Annotated in this window: 10 protein-coding genes; 4 read left to right on the forward strand and 6 right to left on the reverse strand. The window is 54.3% G+C overall.

Annotation, left to right across the window (positions count from 1 at the left end; genetic code table 11):
• Positions 1-105 precede the first annotated feature (105 nt).
• The gene (locus NNL35_RS25365) at positions 106-741 is read right to left on the reverse strand and encodes an FMN-dependent NADH-azoreductase (RefSeq protein ID WP_006675044.1); all 636 of its coding nucleotides are present in this window, start codon (positions 739-741) and stop codon (positions 106-108) included.
• 191 nt (positions 742-932) lie between these two features.
• Complete coding sequence (locus NNL35_RS25370; RefSeq protein WP_254553850.1) at positions 933-2,630, reverse strand: hypothetical protein; 1,698 nt, start codon at positions 2,628-2,630, stop codon at positions 933-935.
• A 204-nt stretch (positions 2,631-2,834) separates the two neighbouring features.
• Here NNL35_RS25370 and NNL35_RS25375 point away from each other — a divergent pair, with 204 nt between their 5' ends.
• Positions 2,835-3,677 (forward strand): DUF368 domain-containing protein, encoded by an 843-nt coding sequence (locus NNL35_RS25375; RefSeq protein WP_006679943.1) that lies wholly within the window; start codon positions 2,835-2,837, stop codon positions 3,675-3,677.
• A gap of 70 nt (positions 3,678-3,747) precedes the next feature.
• On the opposite strand, the gene NNL35_RS25380 is transcribed toward NNL35_RS25375, so the two are convergent.
• Both NNL35_RS25380 and NNL35_RS25385 read right to left on the reverse strand, forming a co-directional pair.
• Positions 3,748-4,326, reverse strand: a complete 579-nt coding sequence (locus tag NNL35_RS25380) for a DUF2199 domain-containing protein (RefSeq protein WP_006679944.1) — start codon at positions 4,324-4,326, stop codon at positions 3,748-3,750.
• A gap of 629 nt (positions 4,327-4,955) precedes the next feature.
• Positions 4,956-6,851, reverse strand: coding sequence for a PrkA family serine protein kinase (locus NNL35_RS25385; RefSeq protein WP_006676393.1), 1,896 nt, complete (start codon positions 6,849-6,851; stop codon positions 4,956-4,958).
• Between the two features lie 349 nt (positions 6,852-7,200).
• Here NNL35_RS25385 and NNL35_RS25390 point away from each other — a divergent pair, with 349 nt between their 5' ends.
• Positions 7,201-8,013 carry a DUF2161 domain-containing phosphodiesterase gene (locus NNL35_RS25390; protein WP_050979392.1) on the forward strand — a complete coding sequence of 271 codons (813 nt, stop codon included), beginning with the start codon at positions 7,201-7,203 and terminating at the stop codon, positions 8,011-8,013.
• A 19-nt stretch (positions 8,014-8,032) separates the two neighbouring features.
• On the opposite strand, the gene NNL35_RS25395 is transcribed toward NNL35_RS25390, so the two are convergent.
• A complete protein-coding gene (locus NNL35_RS25395) occupies positions 8,033-9,244 on the reverse strand; it encodes an aminotransferase-like domain-containing protein (RefSeq protein ID WP_006676395.1) in 1,212 nt (403 codons plus the stop codon).
• 360 nt (positions 9,245-9,604) lie between these two features.
• On the opposite strand from NNL35_RS25395, the gene NNL35_RS25400 reads away from it, so the two are divergent.
• A complete protein-coding gene (locus NNL35_RS25400; protein WP_040730886.1) occupies positions 9,605-10,015 on the forward strand; it encodes a hypothetical protein in 411 nt (136 codons plus the stop codon).
• Between the two features lie 15 nt (positions 10,016-10,030).
• Complete coding sequence (locus NNL35_RS25405) at positions 10,031-11,092, forward strand: phosphodiester glycosidase family protein (protein WP_006676397.1); 1,062 nt, start codon at positions 10,031-10,033, stop codon at positions 11,090-11,092.
• Positions 11,093-11,455: 363 nt separating this feature from the next.
• Here the strand turns inward: NNL35_RS25405 and NNL35_RS25410 are convergent, their stop codons facing one another.
• On the reverse strand, positions 11,456-13,819 hold the full coding sequence (locus NNL35_RS25410; protein ID WP_006676398.1) for a fibronectin type III domain-containing protein: 2,364 nt from the start codon (positions 13,817-13,819) through the stop codon (positions 11,456-11,458).
• Between the last annotated feature and the right edge of the window lie 99 nt (positions 13,820-13,918).

Consider the following 13,918-nt stretch of genomic DNA (forward strand, 5'->3'; position numbering starts at 1 on the left):
CTATTTGGTGACAGCGGACAATGGCGGCGAAGCAGAAAAAGACCGGCTCTCGCAAGAGCCGGTCTGGTAAGACCTTTATGAATCCTATGATAAGGTACTATTTCGTTACACGGAAGCGTACAAACGTGCTACGCTTTCTTCTGCCACGCGCTTGGCATTCTCCAGCAATTCTTCGGCACGGTCCGGAACGGCGTTCATGCCTTCCACGACAATGTTCTCATACTCCGTAATGCCGATGAAGCCCATAACCGCCTTCAGATACGAATTCGCGAACTGGAACGCCTGAGCCGGTCCTTCGGAATAGAAGCCCCCGCGCGCTTCGATATGCACGACGCGCTTGCCTTGAAGCAGGCCTTGAGGGCCTTCTGCCGTATATTTGAACGTGCGGCCAGCAATAATGACGTTATCGATATAAGCTTTCAGCATCGTTGGATAGCTCAAGTTCCACATTGGCGTAATGAAGACAATCAGGTCTGCGGCAATGAATTGCTCCAAAATCTCGTTCATGCGGCCGAGCACTTCCGTTTGCTGCGGAGTCAGCGCTTCGCCTTTCGCTGCTTTGCCCCAGCTGTCCAGCACGCTGCCGTCAATGAGAGGAATCGTATCTTCATACAGGTTCACGCGTTCGATGGCAACGTCGCCCTTCGCTTGCAGCGCAGCCAGGTAATGCTCGCCCAGGCGGAGTCCATAGGACATTTCCGTCGGTTTCGGGTTGGAGTTTACAACCAATACTTTTTTCATCGGTCTTTCACCTCTGTGTCAAATTTGCTATCAATGATCGAGTTGTTGATGTTGACTCAGCACTGTCGCTCATTAAATAACATGAACTTACTTTATGTAAGTATAATAACGAATGTTACTTACGAATGTCAAGCTATATTTTTATAGCGAATTCGAAAATAGAAAGGCGGCTCTGGAGAGCCGCCGTGTCATTACCCCAATTGGTTGTCGGACTGGACGCTTCGCACAAGCTCCGCCGCGCTGGAAGCAGATGCGTTGGAAGACAGCGACGACGTGATGCTTTGCGTTTGACCGCTTGGCTGGAAGCTGCTTGGCACTACATTTTGCTGCGCGCCATGGGTTTGAGCCGTAATGCTTTGCGTTTGACCGCTTGGCTGGAAGTTGCTTGGCACTACATTTTGCTGCGCGCCATGAGTTTGCGCCGTAATGCTTTGCGTTTGACCGCTTGGCTGGAAGTTGCTTGGCACTACATTTTGCTGCGCGCCATGAGTTTGTGCCGTAATGCTTTGCGTTTGGCCGCTTGGCTGGAAGTTGCTTGGCACTACATTTTGCTGCGCGCCATGAGTTTGCGCCGTAATGCTTTGCGTTTGACCGCTTGGCTGGAAGTTGCTTGGCACTACATTTTGCTGCGCGCCATGAGTTTGTGCCGTAATGCTTTGCGTTTGACCGCTTGGCTGGAAGTTGCTTGGCACTACATTTTGCTGCGCGCCATGCGTTTGAGCCGTAATGCTTTGCGTTTGGCCGCTTGGCTGGAAGTTGCTTGGCACTACGTTTTGCTGCGCGCCATGGGTTTGAGCCGTAATGCTTTGCACTTGACCGCTTGGCTGGAAGTTGCTTGGCACTACGTTTTGTTGCGCGCCATGAGTTTGCGCCGTAATGCTTTGTACTTGACCGCTTGGCTGGAACGCTTGGCTTGCAAATGCTGGGGCTCCATAGCTATGTAAGCCGCTTGGTTGATAAGCTCCATAGTTGGATTGAAGCCCGCTTACAATGCCGCCCGATAAGCCTTGGCCGCCCAGCGCCGAGAAGCTGCCTTGGCCGCTGAAGCGGTTGTATGCCCCTTCGTTCGCCGTGCTGCCCGATGGGCCGGAGTTATTGCCGACATACGTGCTTGCCACGATGCCGCCGCCGGACAGACCGCCAGCCATGCCGTAGCCGCTTGTCGGCGCGAAGCTTCCTTGACCGCTGAAGTTGTTATACGCGCCTTGATTCGCCGTGCTGCCCGATGGGCCGGAGCTATTGCCGGCATACGTGCTTGCCACGATGCCGCCGGACAGACCGCCAGCCAAGCCATAGCCGCTTGTCGGCGCGAAGCTTCCTTGACCGCTGAAGTTGTTATACGCGCCTTGATTCGCCGTGCTGCCCGATGGGCCGGAGCTATTGCCGGCATACGTGCTTGCCACGATGCCGCCGGACGGACCGCCAGCCAAGCCATAGCCGCTTGTCGGCGCGAAGCTTCCTTGACCGCTGAAGTTGTTATACGCGCCTTGATTCGCCGTGCTGCCCGATGGGCCGGAGCTATTGCCGGCATACGTGCTTGCCACGATGCCGCCGGACAGACCGCCGGTCGCGCCATAGCCGCTGGTCGGCGCGAAGCTTCCTTGACCGCTGAAGCTGTTGTATGCGCCTTGATTCGCCGTGCTGCCGGACGGGCCAGAGCTGTTGCCGCTGTACGTGCTTGCCACAATGCCGCCGGACGGACCGCCAGCCAAGCCATAGCCGCTTGTCGGTGCAAAGCTTCCTTGGCCGCTGAAGCTGTTGTACGCGCCTTCGTTCGCCGTGCTGCCCGATGGACCCGAGTTATTGCCAGCGTACGTGCTTGCCACGATACCGCCGGACAGACCGGCTCCCGGCGCCTGACTTTGAGGTCGTAATGGTTGAAAAGTCATGCCTTAGCCTCCTTATAGGATATGAAATGGGCCGAACCTGCGCTCAGCACTCGCCATTATTATGGATAGACAGGCAGGAGGTTTATGCATTTTCCTTTTTAAAATGTTGGGAAATGAACAAGTGAACCTTTGGACTCTCGCTGCAAATGATTGTACAATGGATATGGCTTGTTTTGGCTTATCGATATGTAAAGGAGCTTATCAATGTTTGAGTGGAAAAATATCATTCGCGGAATTCTCATTGGCGCCAGCGATCTCATTCCTGGCGTCAGCGGCGGAACAATCGCTCTCGTCCTCGGGATATATGAGCGTCTGATCGCCGCCATCAGCGGGTTCTTCAGCCGGGAATGGAAGAAGCACTTGGGCTTTCTCATTCCGCTGGGTATTGGAGTCGGCGCCGCCCTGCTGCTGCTCAGCCGCTTGATGAAATGGCTACTGGCAGAGCATCCCCAGCCGACGTTCTTTTTCTTTTTGGGTTTAATAGTCGGCATACTTCCTTTTCTGTGGAAAGAAGCGGACGCCTCCCGATCCTTCAAGGCCGTCCATTACGTATTGGCTATTGCCGCAGGGGCAGCCGTAGCGGCCACCGCTTTTGTCCGTCCCGAGGGACAGGCTCCGGTTATTGAATTGACCGCCTCATCCGGCGTGTTCCTATTTCTGGCAGGGTGGCTCGGAAGCATGGCCATGATCCTGCCGGGAATCAGCGGTTCGTTCGTACTGCTGCTGCTCGGCGCCTATCCGACGGCGATCCACGCGCTCTCGACCCTCGATATTCCGTTGATCGCCATCATCGGCAGCGGCGTAATCGTTGGCTTTATCGTCAGCAGCAAGTTCATCCGCATGCTGCTCGCCCGCTTCCCGGCCGTGATGTATGCGTTAGTCATCGGAATGGTCGTCGGCTCCCTTGTCATCGTCTACCCCGGATTGAACGGGTCTGCGGTGACGCTCGTCATCAGCTTCGTCACGCTGGCGGCCGGATTTGCCGCCGCGTTCTTTCTGGGACAGCGCCCGGCGAAAAAAATAGAAGCAAAAGTCACCGTACAATAACAGAAGGCACCGGCCGCCACGGCCAGTGCCTTCTTCCGCATATATGAAGTCGATCGTAGATGATGTGAGATTATTGCGCGTCGGTGTAGCGATGATATTCCGCATGCAGCGGGCGAAGCTCCAGCCACCGCTGGAAGGTTACCCCTTCCCGCTGTTCTCTGCCCAGGAGATGCGCCATGTCCTGAATGCGGATGTCGGGCAATGACCCTCTGCCCTGGTAATGCACGCTGACAGCCAGCGTCAACGTATCCGGATAACCGGGAATCGCGGAAGACAGCCGCCCTTCCATGGGCGCATTCCCGATTGGGTACGTACCGCGCTCGGGCTTGGGTGTGCCGGTGGCTTCATCCGGGCGGATCTCCACCCATACTTCCCAGCGAATATGTCCGCGGCCATTGCCGTACGGAACGCGCAGGCTTCCGCGCACATAATGATAGCGATCGTCCATGACGATCTCGCCGGCCATGAAGCGGCAGCGCTCCTCCCGCTCCCAAGGCTCGATCTCTGTCACATAGAATGGAGCCGAACAATCCGTATATACCCCGATAGCGGGCTTCTTCTCCGGCTTGCGCAGCCGGATGCGATGGCGCCGTCTCCTCCCGACGCCGGGCGAATTCGAGTTACCGTTCACATCATCAACCATTCTCATCTCTGTATCTCTCCCTCCACTAATAATTTACGCAAAATTTGGAAGATTGAAAGAGGGAGATTGTGAACATTTTGTAACAAAAATCAACAAAAATCAACACCAAAATGTCGAATTATTTTAAAAATCAAGCCTATCAACGCTGGTGTACATGAATACCAACACTATTTTTATCATCGCTCAGATTCGCTATTGGAGTTTCTGGGCTAACATCTTTTCATTCCCCGAAATCATAATACGCTCATGCTATCCGAAAAAACATTTATCGAAGAAATAGGGCAAGCTGTTCCCCGTATGAAATTGCTGCACAGGCGCAGCATTTTTAACCTCAATAGGCTAAATTCCGAGAAAATCCTGAAAAATTACATTATTTCGCCATTTTGAAGGCTATTTATGCCTCGCCGCACGGTAATTGCTGTATTTTTGCAGTAATCGTATTTTCGCAAGGTTTTCGCAACCTCGTGTCAATGAAATTGCTGCATTCTTGCAGTATTGGTGGAGCAGATGATAGGGATAAAAACCGTAAAGAACTCCCGCGGTTGCAGTATTCGCGGGAGTTCGTTCTTCAATCTGAAACCTGCAAGCCGAACGCTTGCAGGTCCCCCACCATGCCCTTAGACACTTCCGGCTGCTTAGCGGTTCAACAGGCTGCCCACATAACGCAGCAGCTCGTTCGCGCAGACCGGGCAATAGCCGTGCTCCTCCATCAACCGGGCGGACACCTCGTTGATCCGCTTCAATTGGTTCTCGTCCGGCGTCTTCGTCGAGGTCGTAATTTTCACGATATCCTTCAAATCGGCGAACAGCTTCTTCTCCACCGCTTCCCGCAGCCGTTCATGGCTGTTGTAATCGAACTTGCGTCCTTTCCGGGAATACGAGGACAATCGGATGAGAATCTCCTCGCGGAATGCCTTCTTCGCGTTTTCCGAGACGCCGATCTGCTCCTCGATCGAGCGCATCAGCCGCTCATCCGGATCCATCTCCTCATCCGTTAGCGGATCGCGGATTTTTTTCCAATTGCAGAAGGCCTCGATGTTATCGAGATAATTTTCGAACAGCGTCTTCGCCGACTCCTCGAAGGAGTAGACGAACGCTTTCTGCACTTCCTTCTTCGCCAGATTGTCGTATTCCTTGCGCGCCACCGAGATGTAATTCAGATACCGCTCCCGCTCCTCCTTCGTAATCGAAGCATGCTGATCCAGGCCGTCCTTCAACGCCCTGAGCACATCCAACGCGTTGATGCATTGCAGATCCTGCTTGATTAAGGCGCTCGATATGCGGTTAATGACGTAGCGCGGGTCAACCCCCGACATCCCTTCCTCGGAAAATTCGCTCTGCATTTCCTTCAGATCATTCTCTTTATAGCCTTCAACTTCTTCACCGTCGTACATACGCATCTTTTTGACCAGATCCATGCCCTGCTTCTTCGACTCCTTGAGCCGGGTCAGGATAGAGAAAATAGCGGCGGCCCGCAGCGCATGCGGCGAGATATGAACATGCTTCATATCGCTCTGATTAATCAGCTTGGCATATATTTTTTCTTCCTCAGACACTTTGAGATTGTACGGTATCGGCATCACGATCATCCGGGACTGAAGCGCTTCATTTTTTTTGTTGGCAATGAAGGCTTTGTACTCGGACTCGTTCGTATGGGCCACGATCAGTTCATCCGCGCTGATCAACGCAAATCTTCCCGCCTTGAAATTCCCCTCCTGGGTAAGCGACAACAGATTCCAGAGGAATTTCTCGTCGCATTTGAGCATCTCCTGGAACTCCATCAAGCCGCGGTTCGCCTTGTTCAACTCCCCGTCGAAGCGGTATGCCCGCGGATCGGACTCCGACCCGTACTCCGTAATCGTCGAGAAGTCGATGCTTCCGGTCAGATCCGCGATATCCTGGGACTTCGGATCGGACGGACTGAAGGTTCCGATGCCGATGCGGTTCTCCTCGGAGATCAGCACGCGTTCGACCGGTACTCGCTCGATGTCGTTCCCGTATTCGGTGCGGAGCCGCATCTGGCACGCAGGGCACAGATTGCCCTCGATGCGTACGCCCAGCTCATGCTCCACTTCGGCTCTCAGCTCATTCGGAATCAGGTGCAGAGGCTCCTCATGCATCGGGCAGCCCTTGATCGCATAGACGGCTCCCTTCTCCGTACGCGAGAATTGCTCCAAGCCCCGCTTCAGCATCGTGACCAACGTAGATTTGCCGCCGCTCACCGGACCCATCAGCAGCAGGATGCGCTTGCGCACATCAAGACGCTTGGCTGCCGAATGGAAATACTCCTCAACCAGCTTATGCACGGCACGGTCCAGACCGAATATTTCCTTTTCGAAGAAGGCATATCGCTTATGCCCGTCAGCCTCCTCCACGCCGTGTGACGCAATCATCTCATACACGCGTGCATGAGCCGTCATCGCAGGTGCCGGATCCCGACGCAGCAATTCCACATATTCTTTAAAGGTACCGGTCCAGGCCAATCGTTCGCTCTCGGCGCGGTGCTCTGAAATCCGCTTGAAAATATCCATACTCTATACCTCCATTGCTCCCGATTTGCAACACAGCCCTTCATCGCCGCTTCGCTTCGTATACGGTATGCACGTTTATCAACGATTGCTCATGCTTCTTACAGACTGGCCGCGCCTCGCGGGCTTCCTCAGCCCTGCCGGAGCGGATGCGTGAACAAAGTGTAATACATACTTATGCGGTCCGGAAGGATTATTAGCACGATAATTTGCAGACCAACTTGGAGAAAAGCAAGCCCGCTCCGCTCATGGTATACTCGTGTTATCAACGATCCGCGGATGCCCATGACGCGAGATCCGACCGGGAAGTGCGGGTCGACCAATGTTCGGATGGATGAGAGGGGTATCGGACATGGAAGCTTTAGACCATCGTGAAGCAAAGCCGGCCAAAACGGCGGCACGGAAGGAATCGGAGCTGTACGCTCCGTTGAAAGCATTCTTTGAAGCAAGGGGTTATACCGTTCGCGGCGAGGTGCGCCATTGCGATCTGGTCGCGATGCGTCCTGAGGGGGAGGAGGGGCAGCTGGAACCGCCGATTATTGTCGAAATGAAGCCTTCCTTCAATCTGACGCTTGTCCTGCAGGCGCTCGAACGGCAGAAGCTGTCCCCGCAGGTGTACGTCGCAGTCGAGAAAAAAAAGGGAGGCAAAGGACACTCCGTCTCTTCCCTGCGCCAGCTGTGCGGCAAGCTCGGCATCGGCTTCCTGCTCGTCACGTTCTACAAGCGCAAGGCGCCGTTCGTCGAGATCATCTGTACGCCGGCCGGTTCGGAGGTGAGCTACATGGAGACACGCCCCGTGAAGACGAGAGCGGCCCGGCTGGTGCGTGAATTCAGCGCCCGCAGCGGGGATTACAATGTGGGAGGCACGACGAAGCAGCCGCTCGTGACGGCTTATCGGGAGAAGGCGCTGCGCGCGGCGCATTGCCTGGCGGACGGCCCGCTCCGGGCTGCCGCCGTACGGGACGGCAGCGGCGTCGGCGATGCGGCCGCCATCCTGCAGCGCAATTATTACGGCTGGTTCGAGCGCATCAGCCGCGGCGTCTACGCGCTGACCGGGGAAGGGCGTGAGGCGCTGGAGCGCTACGCCCATGTCGTGCGCGATTGGCGCAAGCCCGGGGCCGGGACCCCAGAGGTCACCGGCCTGCCGATGGCGGGCGATACATAAGAGGTCGCACGGCTACAGGCTACTCGCCGGCATAGCGGCCGAGGAATTCGGTTGCGGCTTCGGTCAGCCGCTCCATGCCCGTGCGGATCACGTCCGGCTCCGCGAATGAGAAGTTCAGCCGCATCGTGTTGCGCTTCGGCTCTCCGGCATAGAATGACGTTCCCGGCACGAAGGCGACGCCCTTGTCGACGGCGCAAGCCAGCAGCGTCTGGGAATCCAGTCCCTCCGGCAGTTCCACCCAGAAGAACATGCCGCCCTGCGGCTTGTTCCAGACGGAGCTGCTCCAGATGCTCCGGGACAGCTCTGCTTCCATCGTCTCCATTCTTTCCTTGTAAATGGAAGACAATTTATGGATATGGTCATCGAGCTTGAACACTTCCGGCAGCAGCATCTCGCTCAAAATCAGCTGGTCCAGCACACTGGTATGCAGATCAGCCGATTGCTTCGCACGCGCCATCATGCCGATAATCTGGCGATCGGCGACCGTCCACCCTGTTCTTAATCCAGGCGCGACCGTCTTGCTGAACGTGCTCGTATAAGCGACGAGACGATGATCCGTCTCGCCCTCCAATGCAGCGATACTGGGCACGCGATCCGAAGTGAACCGCAATTCCCCATACGGGTCGTCCTCCAGGATGACCGTTCCATGCTCCCGGCACAGATTCAGCAGCGCTTGTCTCCGCTCGACGCTCCATACCCGGCCAGTCGGATTGCCGAACGTCGGAACGACATAGACGAACTTCGGCTTATGGCGCTTCAGCTTCTCGGCCACATCCTCGGGGATCATGCCGTGGTCGTCGCTGTCCACCGGGACGATGTTCGCTTGATTCATGCCCAGCACCTGCAGGCAGGCCAGATAGGTCGGATTTTCCACGAGGACCGTATCCCCCGGATCCAGCATGGCCCGCGCGAACAGATCCAGGGCCTGCTGCGATCCGTTCGTAATCAGAATCTGATCGACAGCAGCCGGAATGTTCCGATGCGATCCGAGACGGGCTCCCAGACGCTCCCGCAGCACGGTCGTCCCTTCCGTCAGGCCGTATTGAAGCGCTTGCGGGCTTTGCTGCAGCACGCGATCCGCCGCGTAGCGAATCGCTTCCATCGGGAAGTATTCTTCGGCCGGCAGGCCTCCTGCGAACGAGATGATCGATTTTCCTTGCGTTAATTTTAATATATCGCGTACGGCCGAGCTTTCGACAGATGACACGCGGGTTGAGAATGAGTATTGCATTCGGCTATCGCCCTTTCCCATTTTTCAAAAATGATACACCCAATACTTGTAATATGCAATGGGATAGAGATTGTCCGAAGTGCTGTCTTGTCGCTTGTAAGCGAATACATTATTATTCAAACGATCAATCGAAAAATTAGCACGTCCCTAATGTAAGGGGCGCTTTTTTTCGCGGGGATGGCCCGGACAGAGGTTTTTCCACATAGGTTTTTCCACATATTAGGGGCAATCTATCGTTTTTTTGTTATATCTATGTCTATTTTGTATGTTTTTTGCAAAATTCTATCCCCGAATGATAGAATACATGCTAGAATAGTAAATGTTTTGACGAGATACGACTTCATTCGAGGTGATTAGACTATGCAGCCATCCACGAATTCCACTCCCGAGACTACACGTCGCGCTCGAACGAAGACTAGCGGTTCGAATGCCAAATGGTTCCTTCTGTTCTGGGTCGTTATGATCGGGATTGGCGTGACTGCGACCTACTTCTACAGTGATCATATGAAAAAGACCATGCTGCAAGATTTGCAGAAGCAGACCGAAGCCCAGCTCAAGACCGTGCAGCAGTCCTACGAGCAGCAGCTGGCCGACATGAACAAAAAGCTGGACGAGATGCAGAGCAAGGTGGACACGTTCAACCAGCTTCTCACCTTCACGAAGGACAATGCGTCGGATAAGACCGACAACAGCAACAAGCTGTACACCCAATTGAATGAAGTGAAGAAGCAGTTGAATGATTTGAAGAAAAAAATGGATCTTTTGAAATAGCAGTGAGGCGATACGATGAATGTGCGAGTGAAACAAATAAACCGGCTGTTCATGCTGATTACCGCCCCGTTCATCGGGATGATGATCTGGATGCTGGCTTCCACGCTGCATGTTACGGCGGAGGTGGATTGGTCCCCTCCTTCCGAGCCGGCGGGCTGGACGGACAAGAATGAGAAGCTGTACATAAGCTTGGACGAGGCGCAGCATACAGCCTCCTTCACGGTAGAATCCATTAAGAAGACGTCGGTTCTGTACAGGCAGACCACCCAGGCGATGAATGATATCGTCAGCACAGCCGGCACGCAGGCGAAGCGTCCGGAGCAAATCTATGACCGGCGCATCTCGGCCAAGCTTGGCACCGTGAAGGAACGGATCGACAGCGACAAGCTGCGGGCCGAATTGTACCGGATTAACCAGCCAACCTACCATGGCTATGCCATGAAGGTGAAGCTGAAGGATCCGTCCGCCATGCGCCTGACGCTGGGCAAGGACAAGTACGGCGGGGCCGAGACGACCTTGCAGGCCGTCAAGCGCTACGGCGCCGTCGCCGGAATCAATGCTGGCGGGTTCGCGGACGGGAAGGGCAACCGTTATCCGCTCGGCACGACGGTCATGAACGGCGAATATGTCAATTCATTCGAACCAACCTACAAAGACTTGGCGTTCGTCGGGCTCGATGTCGGCGGGAAGCTGATCGGCGGCAAATTTTCGGAAAAGCAGCAATTGGATACATTGAATCCGCAGCACGGCGCCACCTTCGTGCCGGCGCTGCTCAAGAACGGCCGCAAGCTGGCGATACCGCAGAAATGGCAATCGTCCCGGGCTCCGCGCACCGTTATCGGCAATTATAAAGACGATCAATTATTAATCCTCGTCGCGGATGGGTATGATGAGAAGGGAAGCTCCGGCGCCAAGCTGGAGGAACTGCAGGCGAAGCTGTCGAACCTTGGCGTCATCGATGCCTACAATCTCGATGGCGGCGGCTCGTCATCGCTCATCTTCAACGGCCGGGTAGTCAATAACCCGTCGGACGGAGAACTTCGGGCGCTGCCGACTCACTTTTTGTTTTTCAAATAAAATGAAATCAAGCAACGAGTTCCACAAAACCTAATAGAGTACCACAGAATGCGTTCGTCGCGCCGTGCGATTTTTCACGTTTATCATTTCCTTTTTGGCATGTCTTGGTTATAATGAGATTAGATCAATGGAGGTGGGCGTACCATGACGACGACGTTCTGGATTATCGTGCTCGTGATGGCCATGTTCTTGACAGCTATTTTAACGGCTGGTTATAACGACGATAAGACCAAAGGCTTATAAGAGGCGAAGAAGCTTCCCGGACGCAGGGGAGCTTTTTCTGTGCCTGGACAAGCCGAATCATGGTACCGGAAGCCAAAGAAAAGCCGCGGCACTTTCAGCCGCGGCTTCATTCGACAGGAGCTAGATCCCTGTTAGCTCATTTCCGTACGAGTTAATTTCAAAGGTAATGATTTTATCATAGATAATGACATCTTTGCGTTGCTTGAACGGGCCTTTATTGTTGCTGTGCTTATCGATAGAGAACGTGACTGGTCCCGTTCCGCCAGCCCGCCCTTCATACCAGCTGATGAAGGCATTTACTTCTTGCATAGACAAGTCGTATTCTTTGTCCGCCCCGTTAATCAGCGTAATCCGGAGCAGAGCCCGATCCCCCGTACCGCCAGGTTCTCCTGGCTCTCCCGGTTCACCTGGTTCTCCAGGTCCCGGCCCTGGATTGTTCCCCGCCATTGGCGTAACGGCCACTTCATTGGATGTCGCCAACTCTTCGCCTTCATATAAAGCAGTTACGACATAATAGTAGACGGTTCCGTTCACGACACTCGTATCGATATAATCGTAAGTGCTCGAGGTAACGGTAGCCACCGTTGCATAAGGACCTCCCGTAGTTGCGGAGCGTTTCACGTTATAGCCAGTTGCGTCATTGATGGTATTCCAGCTTAACGTCACACTCGCATCTCCTGCCGTTCCGTTCAAGTGAATCGGCTCTGCCGGAGGCACCCCGGTCGTCGTTCCGAACACGTTCCACTCCGCAATGGTGGAATAGGAGCCTGACGTTTTCAATACGACCGTTGCCACGTTCTGAACGGGCTCTGGCAGTGTTTCCACGCTATCGTTGGTGGTCGGCGTATAAGATAGCAAGAGATTGTTGCTTGCATCGTATAATTCGACTACCGCATTACTGCCGGAATATCTATTGACAATGACGGCCGAGATTTCCGTTGGCCCTCTAAAGGTATGCCAGACGAATTTGCCCGCGTTCACGTCATAGCGCGAAGACGCGTTATTATCCGTCAATACCCGCACGGATTCGGTCGGATTCGTCAGTGTTGCCCCGGCCTTGAGCGTCAGCCCGTCCAGCAATCCGCCGGTATACTTGGTGGCGTTCGGCCTCATACTCTTCTCGCTGGAATGAGTGCTCTCGCCTGCTTCGTTCAGCGCACTTACGACATAATAGTACGTGATGCCGTTCGTGACGGCCTTGTCTGTATAAGAAGTCCCCTTTACATTCGAAGCTAGCATGGCGTATGGGCCGCCGGGGGAGGTTGCCCGCTTGACATGGTATGCTTTGGCCCCCGTCGATCCCCATTCGATTGTTACCGTCTTGTCACCGCCATAGATCCAGTTGATGGCCGGCACGGAAGGCGGAAAGGAAGGAGTGGTGAACAAGTTCCATTCCGCAATCGTAGAATAGGAGCCCGTCGTTTTCAATACCGCTGTCTTCACGTTCTTTACAGGAACCGCTAACGATTCAATGCCATCATTGGCGATAGGGGTATACGAAAGCAGCAATTGGTTATTCGTGTCATAGAACTCGATCACCGCGTTACTGCCGGAATATCGATTGATGATGACGGCGGAGATTTCCACTGGTTCGGAGAAAGGGTGCCAGACGAATTTGCCGGCGTTCACATCATAGCGTGATGAGGGGTTATTATCGGTCAATATCCGTACGGATTCGGTCGGATTCGCCAGCGATGTTCCTGCCTTCAGCGTTAGTCCGTCCAGCAGACCGCCGGTATATTTGGTGGCGTTCGGCCGGATGCTCTTCTCTCCGGAATGAGAGCTCTCGCCCGCCTCGTTGACAGCGCTTACGACATAGTAATACGTAACACCGTTGGTGACGGCCTTGTCCGTATAAGCATGTTCCTTCACATTCGCCGCGAGCATGGCGTACGGTCCTCCTGGGGACGTTGCCCGCTTGACATGGTATGCTTTCGCCCCTGTCGATCCCCATTCGAGCGTTACCGTCTTGTCGCCAGCCTGTATCCAATTGATGACGGGAACGGAAGGAGGCGCCGAAGGCGTGGTGAACACGTTCCATTCTGCGATCGTAGAATAGGAGCCCGTCGATTTCAAGACTACCGTCTTCACGTTCGTGACGGGAACAGGTAGCGATTCAATGCCATCGTTGACGATAGGCGTATGGGTTAACAGCAGTTGGTCATCCGCATCGTAGAATTCAATCACGGCATTGCTGCCTGAATATCGGTTAACAATAACCGCGGAGATTTCCGTTGGAGCAGAAAAGGAGTGCCAGACCGCTTTGCCAGCATTTACATCATACCTTGTCGCTGGATTATTATCCGTCAACTGCGTTACCGGACTGCCTGATGGCTGCCCTATGGCGCTTCCTGTCGGAAGCGGAACTCCGTCCAGCAGACCGCCCGTATATTTACTCGCCGCAGCGTTCACGGGCACGGCATGGATCAAGCCTGCAACCAACGTCAAGACAATGCACAACCAGCCGATCTTGTGTAACCTCATCTCACTACCCCCTAAAAAATAATTTCAAAGTAATAATATGTAATTACAATTCCATTATATAGCATTCTATTCGTTTAAGATATTGTCTTGTTTGTGACT

This window comes from Paenibacillus dendritiformis (assembly GCF_945605565.1).
In the GTDB taxonomy this organism is placed as follows: Bacteria; Bacillota; Bacilli; order Paenibacillales; family Paenibacillaceae; genus Paenibacillus_B; species Paenibacillus_B dendritiformis_A.

Coding starts and splice junctions, on each gene's coding strand:
- NNL35_RS25365 (WP_006675044.1), bottom strand. CDS start 741: ATGAAAAAAGTATTGGTTGTAAACTCCAACCCGAAACCGACGGAAATG.
- NNL35_RS25380 (WP_006679944.1), bottom strand. CDS start 4,326: ATGAGAATGGTTGATGATGTGAACGGTAACTCGAATTCGCCCGGCGTC.
- NNL35_RS25385 (WP_006676393.1), bottom strand. CDS start 6,851: ATGGATATTTTCAAGCGGATTTCAGAGCACCGCGCCGAGAGCGAACGA.
- NNL35_RS25390 (WP_050979392.1), top strand. CDS start 7,201: ATGGAAGCTTTAGACCATCGTGAAGCAAAGCCGGCCAAAACGGCGGCA.
- NNL35_RS25400 (WP_040730886.1), top strand. CDS start 9,605: ATGCAGCCATCCACGAATTCCACTCCCGAGACTACACGTCGCGCTCGA.
- NNL35_RS25370 (WP_254553850.1), bottom strand. CDS start 2,630: ATGACTTTTCAACCATTACGACCTCAAAGTCAGGCGCCGGGAGCCGGT.
- NNL35_RS25410 (WP_006676398.1), bottom strand. CDS start 13,819: ATGAGGTTACACAAGATCGGCTGGTTGTGCATTGTCTTGACGTTGGTT.
- NNL35_RS25395 (WP_006676395.1), bottom strand. CDS start 9,244: ATGCAATACTCATTCTCAACCCGCGTGTCATCTGTCGAAAGCTCGGCC.
- NNL35_RS25405 (WP_006676397.1), top strand. CDS start 10,031: ATGAATGTGCGAGTGAAACAAATAAACCGGCTGTTCATGCTGATTACC.
- NNL35_RS25375 (WP_006679943.1), top strand. CDS start 2,835: ATGTTTGAGTGGAAAAATATCATTCGCGGAATTCTCATTGGCGCCAGC.